This window comes from Bradyrhizobium sp. WSM1417 (genome assembly GCF_000515415.1).
Taxonomy (GTDB): Bacteria; Pseudomonadota; Alphaproteobacteria; order Rhizobiales; family Xanthobacteraceae; genus Bradyrhizobium.
Genome location: NZ_KI911783.1, coordinates 3,586,820 through 3,602,614, shown reverse-complemented (window position 1 = coordinate 3,602,614; position 15,795 = coordinate 3,586,820). Strand labels below are relative to the sequence as shown.

The window sequence follows — 15,795 nt, the reverse complement described above, 5'->3', positions numbered from 1 at the left end:
TATTTGACTCGTCGGGCAAAACAGGGGCATGATGTCAATGTTGCAGCTTTCCGCGCTGGGCCGACAGATCGTGAGAAGCCGAAGGCTGGCTGAGGCCGCCTCCCTGTGAACCAAAGCCGCGGAGCAGTCCGCGGCTTTTTGCTATCGCCACCATCTGGCTTTGTCGGAAGCGATGCAGGAGGCAGTGATCCTTGGAAGCGGCCCAAATGCTCAGGCGTTTCGGCGGGAAGCAGGCCGAAAAGATCATACGCCGAGACGCTATCGCGAGCTAAAGCGGTGCGCGATACCGCGCCCTTGGAGCAGCGCGCGGAACTAAACCCGGCGTGGCATGTTCATCCCCAACGTGGCTTGGCGCTCCCGATTCAATGCCGCCGTCAGCGCAACATCGTTAGCTCCAGATGCTCATGGCAACAATGCGTACCCGTCGGGATCGTAGCCCTAGCCGATCGGGCCTGGTCAGTTGTGACCGGCTCGCAAACCGGCCTGAAGCTCATGCATCGACTTGGACAGCTTGCGTCATGTCAGGAACGGACGACCTTCCCAAAGATGTGCCGTCCGAGCTCACTGGACCGTCAACAAACTCGCCGATTTTTCCGGCCTAGCGAGGAGCTGTGATCAGGCAGCCATTCAAAGCACGAACACCGGAAGAACTGATTTCGCTATTGAGCGCCGTGGCGATGGCCATTCTCGCCGCGATCATTGTCATGGTGCTGTATTATGGTCGCGAGATCATCATTCCGATAGCGCTGGCCGTCTTGCTCAGCTTCGTGCTGGCGCCTCTGGTTCGGCTGGTTCAGCGTCTGCGCATTCCACGCAGTTTGGCTGTGGTGAGCGTGGTCGTAATCGCCTTCGCGTTCATATTTGCGATGGGCAGCCTGCTAGCTACCCAACTCGCGCAGCTGGCCGGCGATTTGCCGCGATATCAGTCCACAATCAGCGAGAAGATCCAATCCTTCCGTGAGACCACCGCCGGTCGAGGCACGCTCGAGCGGGCTTCCAGCATGTTGAAGGACCTCAGCAAAGAACTCGACAAGCCCAAGGAGGCCGCGAATTCGTTGGGGACCATAGCAGCTCCGAAAGCGGCCCCGCCGAAGCCCGTTCCTGTGGAAGTGCTTCAGCCCGATCCCGGCGCGCTGGAGAGCTTGCAAACGCTGATTTCACCGTTGCTTCATCCGCTCGCAACGACCGGGATCATCGTCATATTCGTGATCTTCATTTTGCTTCAGCGCGAGGATCTTCGTAATCGTCTGATCAGGCTGGCCGGTTCGGACGACCTGCAGCGCACCACCGCTGCGCTTGATGACGCGGCGAGCCGCCTCAGCCGGCTTTTCCTGATCCAGCTTCTGCTGAACGGGAGCTTCGGCATCATCATCGGAATGGGTCTCTGGCTGATCGGCGTTCCAAGCGCGATCCTGTGGGGCATTCTGGCAGCAGTGCTGCGCTTCGTGCCTTACATTGGGGCAGTCATCGCCGCCGCCTTTCCTCTCGCTCTCGCGGTCGCCGTCGATCCAACCTGGACGATGCTGCTTTGGACGATCGCGCTGTTCGTGGTGGTGGAGCCGGTCGTCGGCCATGTGCTGGAGCCGATGGTCTATGGACACAGCACGGGACTATCGCCGGTGGCCGTTGTGGCTTCCGCGACGTTCTGGACGGCGCTCTGGGGTCCAATCGGCCTCGTTCTGGCGACACCCCTTACCGTGTGTCTGGTCGTACTGGGCCGCCATGTCGAGCGCCTGGAGTTCCTGGATGTCATGTTTGGAGACCGACCAGCGCTCTCTCCGCCTGAGATATTCTATCAGCGGATGCTCGCCGGCGATCCGACAGAAGCATCGGCAAAAGCCGAGGAGTTCTTGAAGGAGCGATCTCTCAGCTCCTATTACGACGAAGTCGCCCTGCGAGGACTGCAACTGGCTCAAGCGGATGCCGAGCGCGGCGCTCTGGCTCCCGACCGGCTGACCAAAATCAGGGATGCGGTCCAAGAATTTGCCAATAACATTTCGGAGCAGGATGAGCGTCCGTCGCCGAAGGTCAACCCGACCACAGATGTCGAGGCTACATCTGCCATAGAGGGCGTGGCTGAGGACGCGCCTTATGAGAGTCTGCGGGTGTTGCGCAAGGAGGACTTGCCTTCTGAATGGCAAGGCGATCATCCCGTGCTCTGCTTGGCTGGACGAAATCCGATAGACGAAGCCGCTGCGATCATGCTGGCTCAACTGACGGATGCGCATGGCTTGTCGGCCCGAGTTGAAGCGGCGGGAGCGTTGTCGACGGCGAATATCTTCCGGCTGGAGACCGCCGGGGTCGCCCTTGCCTGTCTTGTCTATATGGACGCAAGTAGTCCTGCCCATATGCGTTACTCGGTGCGACGGCTTCGCCGTAAATTGCCGAAGGCTACAATCATTCTGGGTTGCTGGATGAAGGACATCGACCCAGCGGCGCTGGAAAGCCTGCGGGAAGGTGCCAAGGCGGATCTGGCTGCTGCAACTCTGGGCGGGGCGCTTAAGCTCTGCATAGAGGCCACGGGTGTGGACTCCCTTGGCACAGTCGCCGAAGGCCAGATTTCGAAGATCACGGCCGCTTAGGAGTCTGTTGGCGGAGGCATCGCTGCTTCAGCCAACGTTGCTCCGTGTCTCCAAATGTCAGGCGCGCTTCCCGCCGATCGAGACAAACGCCATGAGACAGGGTTCCGGCAATGGATTGCGCCAGCGATGGCGCGTTCCGTTTTGCACGATGCAATCGCCCTGGCGCAAATGGACCTTCTGGCCATCGTCCAATTCCAGTGTCATCTCGCCGCGAACCACGACTCCATAGTCTACGGTATCCGACGTGTGCATCCCTGGAGCGCCGCGCTCGAAATGATCTCCCATGCCGGGGATCTTGTCCGACATTTCTTTAAGCCCACTCTCGAACGTGACGCCAGGCGGCGGCTTCCAACCTTCTGGGCGTTTCGGCGGATACGAGATCAGTCGAAACATGGTCCCCGCAGGCCCCGGAAAGGCCTTTGTTCCTACCGACATCGGATCCGGCTCCAGGCCAGTCAGTCCTGGCACTCCCTCAGTCATATACAGTTCATAGAAAGTCAGTCCTGGATTGGCATCGATTTCCACCAGCTTTGGAGTCACCTCAAAAGACTTCAATACCGACTTGCCGGCTTCATCGCGGCCGGTCAGTGCACGTCTTGGAGGTGGCAAATCACTGGAGTCTTTTGCTTCGGCGGGGTTTGACATCTCCCCCAACGCGCTGCCGGCGGCGAAGACGGATAGCGCCTGCAGCAGGTGTCGCCGCCCCCCGCCTTCGAACTGTTCGGACGAAGGCTCCACCTTGACCGAAGGAGGCTCCGCACGATCCAGCGATTTGTTCTTGTGCTTTTGCCACAAGCGCCAAGGGAAGTGCCAAGGGAAGCTGCTCATCTGCGTTCTCCGCGGTTGCGTGCAATCGCACACCGCTCCAGTGGCACTGCCTCGCAATGACATCGATACTGGCGAACATGCGTGGGCGTAGAACGCAGATAAAAACCGTCGGAAAAAAGCAAGTTGAGGAGACCGCTGGAGCAACGGCTGCCCGCCCCACTTGCCTTTCCACTCTTTCAATCTAGACGCGCAGATTTCACCCCGCTATTCGGCTTTGGTCGAGCATGGAGATATGTCGGTTTTCCCAAAACATCCGACCACCGTCGCGCCGGTGGGCAACGCCTCGCCGACCGCATAGAAGAGCCATCGAGGCGTTTCGCCTATTGTGGAAGGGCCGTGCTGCGCGACCTCCTGGTGCGACGGTTCAGCCAACCGGTCCGGGAGTCCAATCGCCGCCGGCAAGCGGCCGAACTTTGACGTCAGGAATGACGCCGCGCTCCAGGCTCGGATCGAAATGGCGCATCGTCCGCTCGTTGAAGTCGATGATGCGGCCAGGCCTTAGTGGTCCCACGTCATTTATCCTGACGATGACCTTCTTGCCGACCGCCTCGACGAGGGCGTATTTCGGCTTCGCGCCAAATTGAACCCCACCGAATTTCTTGCGCAAGCTCGTCTTGATGGCGGCCGACCAGACCGAGGGATCATAGCGCTCGCCGGAAGCCGTCTTCGGGCCGCCCTCCTCTTTGCCAGGCTTGAACGGATTGTACATGGATGCCGCGCCAACGATCGCTTCTCCGGAAGCGGCATTCTCGGCAGCGCTTGAGTGAGCCCCACCAGCTTCACATCGCGCAAGAGGAACGGAAACGGCAAGCGCAATCACGGCGCCGCAAACTGCGGCGCTCGATCGGAACCCCATTATATCTCCTGTGATTTTCGATTGTTCAGTTCCGATGCCGCAAATCGTTTTGCGGGTCGAGCCAACCCCTGGCTCCGGAACCGTTTGCAGGAACCGCAATGGTTCCAGCACTGTGTTTTAGTTGTCGCCGTCTAAGACAGACATTGCGTCAACAGCATGACGACAAGAGCCGCGGCGAAATAGCGCGACATGACTCTCGCAGCGCGACCAATCAGGATATCGGTGCGCTCGCCTGCCTGACCGTGTTTTCATTCTCGTCGGCATTGGTTTTCGTAGCGATCATCGCAGCGACGCTGCGTGGGGCAGCCACTTCTTCCACAGGGAGAGAAGGAAGGAGAGATCGTCCCTAAGCCATCACCCCGCCTCGCTTGATCAGCTCCTTGCCCACCGCGGCCAGATGCACCTGATCCGGCCCGTCGCCGATGCGGATGAAGCGGGCGTAGACGTAGGCCCGCGCGAGGAACGTGTCCTGCGAGACGCCGGCGGCGCCGTGGATCTGGATGGCGCGGTCGATAACGCGGGCGGCCATGCTGGGCACCACGATCTTGGCGGCCGCAATCAGGTCGCGCGCAGCCTTGTTGCCTTCGCGGTCCATCCTGTCGGCGGCCTGCAGCGTCAAGAGTCGCGCCTGCGCGATCTCGCAGAATGAATGTGCGATGTCCTCGCGCACCGAGCCCTGCTCTGCGAGTGGCTTGCCGAAAGCCGTGCGGGAAACCGCGCGCTGGCACATCAATTCCAGCGCGCGCTGGGCGCAGCCGATCAGCCGCATGCAATGATGGATGCGGCCGGGGCCGAGCCTGCCTTGCGCGATCTCGAAGCCGCGGCCCTCGCCGAGCAGGATGTTCTCCGCGGGCACGCGAACGTTCTCGTAGACGATCTCGGGATGGCCGACCGGCGCGTCGTCATAGCCGTAGGTCAGCATGTCGCGGACGATGCGCACGCCGGGAGTCGCTCTCGGCACCAGGATCATGGATTGCTGGCGGTGGCGATCGGGATCGTCGGGCGCGGTCTTGCCCATCACGATCAGGATCTCGCAATCCTCGTTCATCGCGCCGGAGGTGAACCATTTGCGGCCGTTGATGACGTAATCGCCGCCGTCGCGCCTGATCTCGCATTGAATGTTGGTGGCATCGCTGGAGGCGACCTGCGGCTCCGTCATCGAGAAGCCGGAGCGGATGCGTCCTTCCAGCAGCGGCTTCAGCCAGCGCTCCTGCTGTGCCGGCGTACCGTAATTGGCCAGCACCTCCATGTTGCCGACGTCCGGCGCCGAGCAATTGAAGATCTCAGGCGCCCAGAGGATGCGGCCCATGATCTCCTTCACCGGCGCGTATTCGAGATTGGTCAAGCCAATGTTGTTGGGATCTTGGCCGTGCTCGCCGGAGAGGAACAGGTTCCAGAGCCCCTGCTCGCGTGCCAGCCGCTTCAGGTCCTGAAGGACCTGCGGCGTCTTGTAGCGTGTCGCTTCCGGCTTCACCTGCTCGTAATAGAGCTCCTCGACCGGCTCGACATGCGTCCGCATGAACCGGCGGACGCGCTCCTGCAACTCCAGCGAACGTTCGGAGTGGTGAAAATCCATGGTGTTCTCCTCTCGTTTGCCGATCGGCTGATCACATTTGGCTTGCTGGGCTGCGTGAACGCACGCCTCGCCCTTCGAGACGACCGCTGCGCGGTCTCCTCAGGGTGAGGCTAAGCGGCATTCGCGCCTGTTGCACCTGCGGCTACGCATTCCGCCCTCATCCTGAGGAGCCCGCGAAAGCGGGCGTCTCGAAGGATGCGCCAATCATCAACCGCGATAGCCGACTTGCGCCTCACGTGCCGCGCAGCAGCTCGCTCGCGACGATCCAGTCGTTGCCGTTGAATTGGAGCATATAGCCGTCCTTGATCGGGCGGAAATCCTGCGGCGTGGTGTTGAGCGTGATGCCGGGCATCAGCAGCGACAGCGGCACGTTCTTCAAATTGGCCGCCTGCGCCATGATGTTCTCGCGCGTCAGATTGTCCTTGCACTGCTTCAGCAAGACCACCAACGCCTCGGCGACGGTGTAGCCGTAGAGACCCGCGACGTTGTTGACGTCGGCGTTGGGCAGGCGCTTCTTCATGAAGTCGATATAGGCCGTCATCGCCGGATCGTCCTTCGGCGCCTCGACGAACGGCTTGAGCGAGCCGAGCGAGAGCACGCCTTTACCGGCGTCGAGGCCGGCCGGGACCATCACGGTGGCCTTGTTGGCGCAGCCGGAGGCGAGGAAGCGCGTCGGCTGCCAACCGACCTCATGCGCTTTCCGGATCGCCTGGGCGCAGGCACGCGGCGTCACCGAATAGATCATGAAGACGTCGGCCTTGGTGTTGGCGAGCGTCAGCACCTGGGAATCGACGATGGGGTCGGCGACCTCGAAGCTCGACGCCATCGCAATCGCCTTGTCGGCGTCGGTACCAAGCGCTTCCTTGACGCCGCGCAGATATTCCTTGCCGGCGTCGTCGTTCTGATAGAGCACCGCGAAGCGCGCGTTGGGGTTCTTGGCACGGGCATAGGCGACGTCGATGGCGGCCTCGCTGGTGTAGTTCGGCGCCCACGGCAGCGCCATCGACCAGGGCATGTTGGCGGGGTCGTTCCACTTCGAGGCCGAGCTGATCAGAAACAGCTGCGGCACCTTGTTGCTGTTGAGATATTTCGCGATCGCCGAGCTCGGCGCGGTGCCCATGGTCGCGAAGATGAAGGCGACGCCGTCGCCCTCGACCAGCCGCCGCGCCGCTTCCATGGTCTTCGGCGGCGAGAAGGCGTCGTCGAGCGACAGGAGATTGAGCTTGCGGCCGTTGATCCCGCCCTTCTCGTTGACCTCGTCGAAATAGGCCGAGATCACCCTGCCGGTGATGCCGAGCGGCGATGCGGGGCCGCTATAGGGCATGGTGTTGCCGATCTTGATCTCGGTGTCGCTGATGCCGGGACCATAGGATTTTTGCGCGGAGACAGGCGTGGACAGGCAGGCAGCCAGCGCTGCAGCCAGGACCAAGGCGGCTTTCATGGTTTCTCCCCGGTGATGATCGCCGCGCTGGTCGGAAGGCGCGGCGTGCTGCTTTTTGCCAGCACGCCAGATCAGCGGAGTTCCGTGAGAGGGTCTTGCGTCGAGTTGCTGATCAGTGGCGCCGCTTCAGGCTGAAGCCCAGGCTCACCCATCCCGCGCCCGCCATGATCAGGTCGATGCCGAGAAACAGGCCGAGGATGTAGACGCTGTTCACCGGCCAACGTGCCAGGATCAACATCCCGAGAAGCAGCGTGATGGCGCCCGACAGCGCCACCCAGACCCACGGACTTTCACGCTTCATGCTGAAAGCGAGAAACAGCCGGACGGCGCCGGAGGCGAGCAGCGAGGCACCTAGGAACAGGGTCAGCAACACTGCAGCAAACAGCGGGTTCTCGAAGGTGAGAAAGCCCGCGATAACATAGAGTACGCCGAGCAAGGCCCAGATCACGAACTTGCCCCAGCTTTTCATCTGGAACGCACCGATGATTTCGGCCGCGCCTGCGACGATCATCATGGCGCCAACCACGATCACGCTCGCCACCGTCGCCATTACCATGCTGCCAAGTGCGACGAAGCCGGCGACGAGGTAGACGACTCCCAAGGCTACGATCCAGCCCCATTTGGCATGCAGGGTCGAGATCCCGGAGCCCAGGCCGGAAGGATGGGAGATATCCGAGGCACTTGTCATGACGGCCACTCCTGCATGGAAGCCCGCGAGCACAGGCCAGACTAGCGCGCGCCGCACCGGGACGACAGCCAGCACAGCAGCCCTCGCGGGCAGCGACATTGACGCAAATCAAGACCGGATGCGCGCCTCAGCCGCGTGTCCGCTCCATCTCCAGCTCGGCCTTGAGATTGTCGAGATCGCGATAAATTGAAGCAATCGCAAGGACGCGGCCGCCCTTGCGGTACTTCAGCAGGCAGTCCTTGCCGGAAATGCTGCCGTCGATCGCGATGTCGTCGAAGCTCTCGGCGTGGCCGACATAGTTGATCGGCACGTCATAGTGCTGCGACCAGAAGAACGGCACGGCTTCGAAGCGCTCGCGCTTGCCGAGCATGTTGCGCGCCGCAGTCTGGCCTTGCCGCTCCGCCACGACCCAGTGCTCGACGCGGATGGTTTGCCGGGAATGCGGATCGGGCCAGCGCGCGATGTCGCCGGCCGCGAAGATGCCGGCTATGCTGGTCTCCAGATATTCGCTCACGCTGACGCCCCGGTCGGCCGCAAGCCCTGCCTGCTCGGCGAGCGCGAGGCGCGGCTTGACGCCGATGCCGACCACGACCAGGTCGGCCTCGATCACGCCGCCGCTCTTCAACGTCGCGCGCGTGCCGTCCAGCTTTTCCACGGTGTCCTCGAGATGGAAGATGACGCCGTTCTCCTCATGCAGAGCGCGCACGAAGTCGCCCATCTCGGGACCGAGCACCTTCAGCATCGGCCGCTCGTCCGGCGCGACCACGTGCACCTCGATCTTGCGTGCCCGCAAGGAGGCCGCAACTTCCAGGCCGATGAAGCTGGCGCCGATCACCAGCGCACGCTTGGTGCTGCCGGCCGCCTTGATGATGGCGCGGCTGTCGGCGACCGAGCGCAGCGTGTGGACATGAGGCTGGTCGGCCCCCGGACTCTGCAATCTGACCGGCTCGGCGCCGGTCGCGAGCAGCAGCCGGTCGAACGGCAGCCTGTCGCCGTTGCCCAGCGTCACGCTGCGCGTCTTCGCCTCGATCGCGGCGACATTCGTGTTCAGCCTGAGATCGATGCCGGCGTCCTGATAATAGTCCTCACCCCGCAGCGGCAGCCAATCCTCCGGCGCGTTGCCCGCGAGGTAATCCTTGGAAAGATTGGGCCGGTCGACCGGCATCGCGCTGTCATTGCTGAGCAAGGTGATGGCGCCGGCAAAGCCCTCGCGACGGAGCGTCTGCGCCGCCGTGAAACCCGCCGCGCCGCCACCGATGATGACGAATTTTTCCGGCGTTGGCGCCGTCCGGTGAGGCGCCGGAGGCTTTGGCATCTCGCGCTTGCGCTGGACGACGATCTTGTCCCGATCGCGCGAGACCTCCCACACTGCCAGCGCATTCAGCGCCGGCGGACGGGTCGCCTCGCCTGACCGCAAGGAGAAGCAGGCGTGATGCCAGGGACAGCGGATGGTCTCGCCAACCACCAGTCCTTCTGCAAGCGGTCCGTGATAGTGGCTGCAGGTCGGCTCGATCGCAAAGATCTCGCTGCCGGCCTGCACCAGCAGGACGTCTTCCTCGCCGACATGGCCGAGCAATTTGCCGTCCTTGAATTCGGCGAGCGTCACGCCTCGGCTCAAGTCGGGCCCGCTTGGCTTCTTGTCTTCGGTCATGGCGTTGCCTCCTTGAGCCGTCGCGGATCAATCGTCCGAATTGGCCAGCCCCAGCAGCTCCTGGCGCGTCAACGCATTGTCGCGGAACACGCCGAGCATGCGGCTGGTGACGAGATCGGTCCCGGGCTTGTGCGCGCCGCGCGTGGTCATGCAGTGATGGGTTGCCTTGATGATGACCCCGACGCCTTCCGGCTGGAGCACGTCGTTGATCGTGTTGGCGATCTGCGCCGTCATCTTCTCCTGAATCTGGAGACGTTTCGCGTAGACGTCGACCACGCGCGCAAGCTTGCTGATACCGACCACGCGCCCTCGCGGGATATAGGCGACCCAGGCGCGGCCGACGATCGGCGCCATGTGGTGCTCGCAATGGCTTTCGAAGCGAACGCCGCGCAGGACGATCATCTCGTCATAGCCTTCGATCTCCTCAAACGTCTTTTGCAGGATTTCGGTCGGATCCTGCGCATAGCCGGAGAAATACTCCTCGAAGGCGCGCGCGACCCGGTCCGGCGTGTCGCGCAGACCGTCGCGCGCGGGATCGTCGCCGGCCCAGCGGATCATGGTGCGGATCGCCTGCTCGACCTCCGCCCTCTCAGGCCGCTCGCTCGGCGCCTGCGCGACCGCGACACGTTCCAGCCTGCGCGTTTGCGTCTTCATCGAAAACCTCCCCTGCAACGAACCGCAAACAGAACGCGGCCCACAGCTTGGACGGCTGCGATCGGAAAAGGTTCCCGGGATCAGGAAAAATCGGAAGCTGCGAGAGCGGCAAGACAATGGGGACGGGAAACCCGGCTCTATGAGGCCGCTTTCCGCACATCGAGCACGGCCTGCGCCCATTCGGCCGGCCGCTCCTGCGGTAAATTGTGGCCGGCCCCTGCAAAGACGCGCCGCTCGAAAAAGCCCTCGAATTTGCGTGCATGGTGCGCGGTGCCGGAATTGACGCCGTCGCTGTCACCGTCGATCGCGATGGTCGGCACCCGAACCGGCGGCTGGGCGGCGAGCTTCGCCTCGATCGCGGCATAGGCGGGATCGCCCGCGACCAGCGCGTAACGATGTCGATAGGAGTGGATCACGACATCGACGAAATCGGGATTGTCGAACGACATGGCGCTGGTCTTGAACGTCGCGTCGTCGAAGGCCCATGTCGGCGACCACATCGACCAGAGCTGGCGCGCAAAACCGCGCCGGTTGCGCTCCAGCGCGCGGCGGCCGCGATCATTGTGGAAGAGATATTGATACCAGAGCGCCGACTCCTCCGCTGGCGAAGCCGGCTCCATCGAACGCGCGATGTTCTGGATGTTGTAGGAATTGCCCGAGACGAGGCCGATCACGCGCTCCGGATGCAGCACCGAGACCACGCAGGCCGCGCGTCCGCCCCAATCGTAACCGCCGACCACCGCGTGCGAGATTCCAAGCGCATCCATGAAGGCCAGCAGATCGGCGCCAAGCGCCGCCTGCTCGCCGGAGCGCAAGGTCGCAGCGGAGCGGAAGCGTGTCGGCCCGTAGCCGCGCAGCCAGGGCACCAGCACCCGCGCGCCCGCTTGCGCCATGATCGGCGCGGTCTCGGCGTAGGCGTTCACGTCGTAGGGAAAGCCGTGGCCCATGATGCAGGGCCAGCCGTCCGGCGCGCCGTATTCGCGATAGGCGATGTCGAGGATATCGGTGGTGACAGTTTTTTGTTGCATTACAAAGCGAAGCTATTTTTGCGGCCCGGACAACGTGATGTCACGCTCGGCGCGGAACACGTTGCTGTAGAGGTTGGCGATCCACTGCCGACCGATCTCGGTCTTGTTGAGGTAGCCGATCTCGGTCTGAATGTGCGGTGCGACGCTATTCCAATAGAACTGCGGATAGCGGTTGACGATGTCAGCCGGCGAATCGTAACCGAGCTGGCGGTTCATGCCGACTTCCTCGAATTCGTAGTAGAGCGCATTAGCCTTGCGTAGATAGTTGGGGTCGCCGAGCTGGCCGATGAAATCGGCGGCGCGCAGGATCGAGGCGTCGTCGTCGTATTCCTGCCCTTGGCGGGCCGGAAAGCGGGTTCCTTCGATGGCGCGGGCGACGCGCTCGCTGTCCACGCCCCGAACTTGCGGCAGCCGCCGCCGTACAAAAAGCTTCGAGCGATCGACGTGATACATCATCAGGCTGGCATCCGAAGCGCCACGCGGCAGCGCCACTTTGGTGCCGGAATCATCGATGATGAAACCGTCTTCGTCATCCTCCGGAAACAGACCGCGGACATAGCCGATGTCGTGCGCAAGGCATGCGATCAGGACGTTGATGTAGTCCTCAGCCGCAAGATGCGTGTGGAGATTACGTCCCATCAGGATCGCCTGAGCGGCCAGCGTCACCAACATCGTATGCTCGATGTTGTGATAGAGTGCGTCGCTGTTGCCGATGCATTCCATCGCCGTACGAGTCGAGCCTTCCAGCACTCTGGCGTAGGACTCGTCGTACCGACGACGCATGAACGATCCCAGTAACTTCTCCAGGGTCTCCGCCGCCAGTTTCGGTAACGTGATCATGGATGCAGCCCCGCTTGTCGGTGGTGTTCCACGCCAACTCCCGACGTCTCATTCATGTCCTCGACGCAAAGGCCAGCTTAGCCCAACTTGGGCCGACTGGCCAAATCCGGGAACGAAAATACGGAAATATGTTGCGGTTGTGCCCCGCGATATCGCGGTTGCGGTGCCGGCCTGACACACCCGGGCTGGGCGTCGCCGGGACGGCAAAAACGGCAATCATTCCACCAGCAGCACGTCGACGGCGACGTCGAGCTTCTGCTTCGGCGAGCCGACAATGATGCCGTCGACCGGCGAAACGTCGGAAAAGTCGCGGCCGACCGCGAGCACGATATGGTCGCCGGCGACCATAAGATCGTTGGTCGGATCGAAATCGACCCAGCCAAGCTCCTCCCCGCACCACAGCGACACCCAGGCATGGGTCGCGTCGGCGCCCTGCAGGCGCGGCTGGCCCGCCGGCGGAATGGTGCGGAGGTATCCGCTGACATAGGCCGCGGGCAGACCCAGCCCGCGCAAGCCCGCGATCATCACATGGGCAAAATCCTGACAGACGCCATGGCGCTTGACGAAGACCTCGTTGAGCGGCGTCGAGATTACCGTCGCCTTGGGATCGTAGCGAAATTCGGTGCGGATGCGATGCATCAGATCGACCGCCCCGGCAAGGATCCCCGCGCCGGCCGCGAAGCTTTCCGCGGCATAGGCGCTGACGGGTCCCAGCACCGGCACCAGCGGGCTCGCAAAGACATAGCCGACCGGCGAGGACGGCCCGAGGCTCGTCGCCTCGAAGGCGATGTCGCGAATGCTCTCCCAGCCCGGGCTTTCAGCGTCACGAGCCGGCGACTGGCGCGACACCTTCACGCGAGAGCGGGAATCGATGCGCAGAGTGCGATGCGCGGCCTCGATCACCACACTCTCGGTCAGGGTGCCGAAGAAATCGCGCCGGACGCTACGCTCCGCGGGGCGCGGACGAATCTCGACCTTGTGCGAGATCAGCTCCTGGCCATGGCCGCTCCTCGGCTCCAGCCGCAGCGTGCAGCGGGCGAAGCTGACCGGGCTCTCGTACTCGTAGGTGGTGACGTGACGGATGTCGTAGATCACGCCAGCCCCGTCAGCTTTTCCGGCCGGCTGGCATTGGGGCCGTGCGGGAAGTAGTGCTGCCCGACTGCCTCGGCGAGGCTGAGCAGATCCTGCTCCAGTGCGAACAGCGTCTTGACCTCGATCCTCTCGGCCTCCGCGGTCGCGAGCATCGCCTGCAGCGCGACCGCAAGCCGCTGCGGCTTCTCGATCAGGCCGTGCTCCTTCAGGCTCGGCAGCGCGGCGATATGCTCGTTCAGCGCCGTCACCTGGAACGCCACCGAACGCGGATTGTAGCTGTCGAGCACGGCGAGATCGCGCACCGGCGCCAGGATCGGCGCCAACAGATAACGCGAGCGGTAGGTGATCTGGCAATCCACCAGCGTCAGCAGGATATCGAGATCCTCGTCGCCGGCTTCGTCATAGGCAAACTGCCGGGCAAAACGCGTGGTGTTGATGGCGCGCTCGGTGCGCCGGCCGATATCGAGGAAGCGCCAGCCGGCGGCGCGGTTCATGTTCTCATGCGCAAGGCCGGCAAAGCTTGCGAGCTCCTGCAAGGTCAGCTCGGCCGCGCTCAGCACGCTGTCGTCGTCCTCGACCTCGACGGCCAGCCGCTCGACCATCTCGGTGATGACTTGCCAGGCATCGGGCGACAGCCGCTCGCGCAAGGAGGTCGCCGTGCGCTGGGCCGCACGGACCAGCGACAGTGCCGAGCCGAAACGCTCCGGGCCCTGCAGCGCCTCGGCGACGATGCGGCCGGGCGCCGCCCGCGAGGTCTGCGAGATCGCACCCCAGGTCACCAGCAGGCGCTGGATACGCTCGGCCGATTGGAGCGAGGCCGCCGTGCCCTTGTTGGGCCCGCTCGGCGAGCCCAGCGCCCGCACCAGCCGCAGCGTCGCCTCGGCGCGTTCGAGATAGCGACCGAGCCAGAACAGATTGTCGGCGGCGCGACTCGGCAGCACGCCGGCGATACGGCGGATGCGCACCTTGTCGACCGCAGGCAGCAGCGTCGCGGTCGAGACCTGCTTGTCCGAGACCACCCAGACATCGGCGGAGCGCGCGCCGTCGCCCATCGACACCGCGCGCGCATCCGGCTGCTCGGCGATCCGGCAGAAGCCGCCGGGCATGATGGCCCAGCCGTCGGGCGTCGCGGCTGCGAACACGCGCAGCACGAAGGGACGCGGCGTGATCTGCCCCTGCTCCCATACCGGCATGGTCGAGAGCCGCACCACCTCCTGGCCGACATAGTCCATGCCGCGCGCAGCGATGGCGTCGCTCAGGCGCCGGCGCCCGGCGGCATCGAGCTCGCTCGCGAGCACCGGACCGTTGCTGTCGAAACCGGGAACGCCGCGGCGATAGGCGCCTTCGATCGCGACCTCGTCGAGCCGCGACAGCACCTCGTCGCGCGCCGAACGCTGGCCGCACCACCAGGTCGCGATGTGCGGCATCTTCAGCTCTTCACCGAGCAGGCGACGGCTGAGTGCCGGCAGGAAGCCGAGCATCGCGCGCGCCTCCAGGACGCCCGAGCCCGGCATGTTGGCGACGACGACGCCGTCCTTGCGCAGCACGTCGATCAGGCCGGGGACCCCGAGCCGCGAGGAGGCTTCGAGCTCGAGCGGGTCGAGCGAATTGGAATCGACACGGCGCAGCAGCACGTCGAGGCGCTTGAGGCCCGCAACCGTGCGGATGTGGATATGGTTGTCGCTGACGGCGAGATCGTCGCCCTCGACCAGCAGGAAGCCGAGATAGCGCGCCAGCGTCGCGTGCTCGAAATAGGTCTCGCTGAAGCTGCCCGGCGTGAGCACGCCGATCCGCGGCTCGTCGCGATCGGCGCGCGCGCGCAGACTGTCGCGAAACGCCTCGAAGAACGGTGCGACGCGCGGCACGTTCATCGACTTGTAGAGATCGGAGAAGGCGCGCGAGAGCACCAGGCGGTTCTCCAGCGCATAGCCCGCACCCGACGGCGCCTGCGTGCGGTCGCCGAGCACCCACCAGCGGCCGTCGGGCCCGCGGCCGACATCGGCGGCATAGAGCGAGAGATAGCGCCCGCCCGGCGGCGGCACGCCGCAGACCGGACGGAGATATTCGGGGCTGCCCGCGATCGCGGCCGCCGGCAGCGCGCCTTCGGCGACGAGGCGGCCCTCGCCATAGATGTCGCGCAGCACGAGCTCGAGCAGCTCGGCGCGCTGGGTGATGCCATCGGACAGCTGCTTCCAGTCGGCCTCGTCGATCAGCAGCGGCAGATGGCTGATCGACCAGGGCCGGTCGGCGCTCTCGCCGGGCGCGCGATAGGTGACGCCGGCCTCGCGGAGATGACGGTCGGCCATGCCGAACCGCCGCTCGACCTCGTCGGGCGCGAGCGCGCCGAAGGCGTCGAAGAAGCGGCTCCAGACCGCGCGGGGCTTGCCGTCCGGGCCGAGAAACTCGTCGGGGATGCCGGGCAGGCGCTTATAGTCGCGGACCCATTGCGCGAAGCGGCGCTGGCCTTCGCGCAGGCCTTGGCGCTGGCCATCACGTTGACCTTGCGCCTTGCCCGCCTTGTCGTCCTCTTCGGCTGCGCCCTCGGCCATGCGCCTCTCC

At 64.0% G+C, this 15,795-nt stretch carries 12 protein-coding genes; 1 reads left to right on the top strand and 11 read right to left on the bottom strand.

Going from position 1 to position 15,795, the window contains the following annotated elements:
- Window positions 1-611 precede the first annotated feature (611 nt).
- Window positions 612-2,582: an AI-2E family transporter gene (locus BRA1417_RS0117305; RefSeq protein WP_027516847.1), complete on the top strand. Its 1,971-nt coding sequence runs from the start codon at window positions 612-614 to the stop codon at window positions 2,580-2,582.
- A 57-nt stretch (window positions 2,583-2,639) separates the two neighbouring features.
- Here BRA1417_RS0117305 and BRA1417_RS0117300 read toward each other — a convergent pair whose 3' ends face one another.
- From BRA1417_RS0117300 to BRA1417_RS0117250, 11 genes are all read right to left on the bottom strand, one after another.
- A complete protein-coding gene (locus BRA1417_RS0117300; protein ID WP_027516846.1) occupies window positions 2,640-3,410 on the bottom strand; it encodes a cupin domain-containing protein in 771 nt (256 codons plus the stop codon).
- A 364-nt stretch (window positions 3,411-3,774) separates the two neighbouring features.
- Window positions 3,775-4,266, bottom strand: coding sequence for a septal ring lytic transglycosylase RlpA family protein (locus tag BRA1417_RS0117295; protein ID WP_027516845.1), 492 nt, complete (start codon window positions 4,264-4,266; stop codon window positions 3,775-3,777).
- A gap of 346 nt (window positions 4,267-4,612) precedes the next feature.
- Window positions 4,613-5,842 (bottom strand): acyl-CoA dehydrogenase family protein, encoded by a 1,230-nt coding sequence (locus BRA1417_RS0117290; RefSeq protein WP_027516844.1) that lies wholly within the window; start codon window positions 5,840-5,842, stop codon window positions 4,613-4,615.
- A 232-nt stretch (window positions 5,843-6,074) separates the two neighbouring features.
- Window positions 6,075-7,283 carry an ABC transporter substrate-binding protein gene (locus BRA1417_RS0117285; RefSeq protein ID WP_027516843.1) on the bottom strand — a complete coding sequence of 403 codons (1,209 nt, stop codon included), beginning with the start codon at window positions 7,281-7,283 and terminating at the stop codon, window positions 6,075-6,077.
- A 112-nt stretch (window positions 7,284-7,395) separates the two neighbouring features.
- Window positions 7,396-7,971 (bottom strand): HdeD family acid-resistance protein, encoded by a 576-nt coding sequence (locus BRA1417_RS0117280; protein ID WP_027516842.1) that lies wholly within the window; start codon window positions 7,969-7,971, stop codon window positions 7,396-7,398.
- Window positions 7,972-8,098: 127 nt separating this feature from the next.
- Window positions 8,099-9,622: an FAD-dependent oxidoreductase gene (locus BRA1417_RS0117275; protein WP_027516841.1), complete on the bottom strand. Its 1,524-nt coding sequence runs from the start codon at window positions 9,620-9,622 to the stop codon at window positions 8,099-8,101.
- 27 nt (window positions 9,623-9,649) lie between these two features.
- The gene (folE, locus tag BRA1417_RS0117270; RefSeq protein ID WP_027516840.1) at window positions 9,650-10,276 is read right to left on the bottom strand and encodes a GTP cyclohydrolase I FolE; all 627 of its coding nucleotides are present in this window, start codon (window positions 10,274-10,276) and stop codon (window positions 9,650-9,652) included.
- Between the two features lie 137 nt (window positions 10,277-10,413).
- Entirely contained in the window at window positions 10,414-11,304 is an 891-nt protein-coding gene (locus BRA1417_RS0117265) for an alpha/beta fold hydrolase (RefSeq protein WP_027516839.1), read from the bottom strand.
- 12 nt (window positions 11,305-11,316) lie between these two features.
- Entirely contained in the window at window positions 11,317-12,144 is an 828-nt protein-coding gene (locus BRA1417_RS0117260; RefSeq protein ID WP_027516838.1) for an HD domain-containing protein, read from the bottom strand.
- A 216-nt stretch (window positions 12,145-12,360) separates the two neighbouring features.
- Window positions 12,361-13,239, bottom strand: coding sequence for a transglutaminase family protein (locus BRA1417_RS0117255; RefSeq protein ID WP_027516837.1), 879 nt, complete (start codon window positions 13,237-13,239; stop codon window positions 12,361-12,363).
- Window positions 13,236-15,785, bottom strand: a complete 2,550-nt coding sequence (locus BRA1417_RS0117250; protein WP_027516836.1) for a circularly permuted type 2 ATP-grasp protein — start codon at window positions 15,783-15,785, stop codon at window positions 13,236-13,238. Before BRA1417_RS0117250 ends, BRA1417_RS0117255 begins: the two co-directional genes overlap by 4 nt.
- Window positions 15,786-15,795 lie beyond the last annotated feature (10 nt).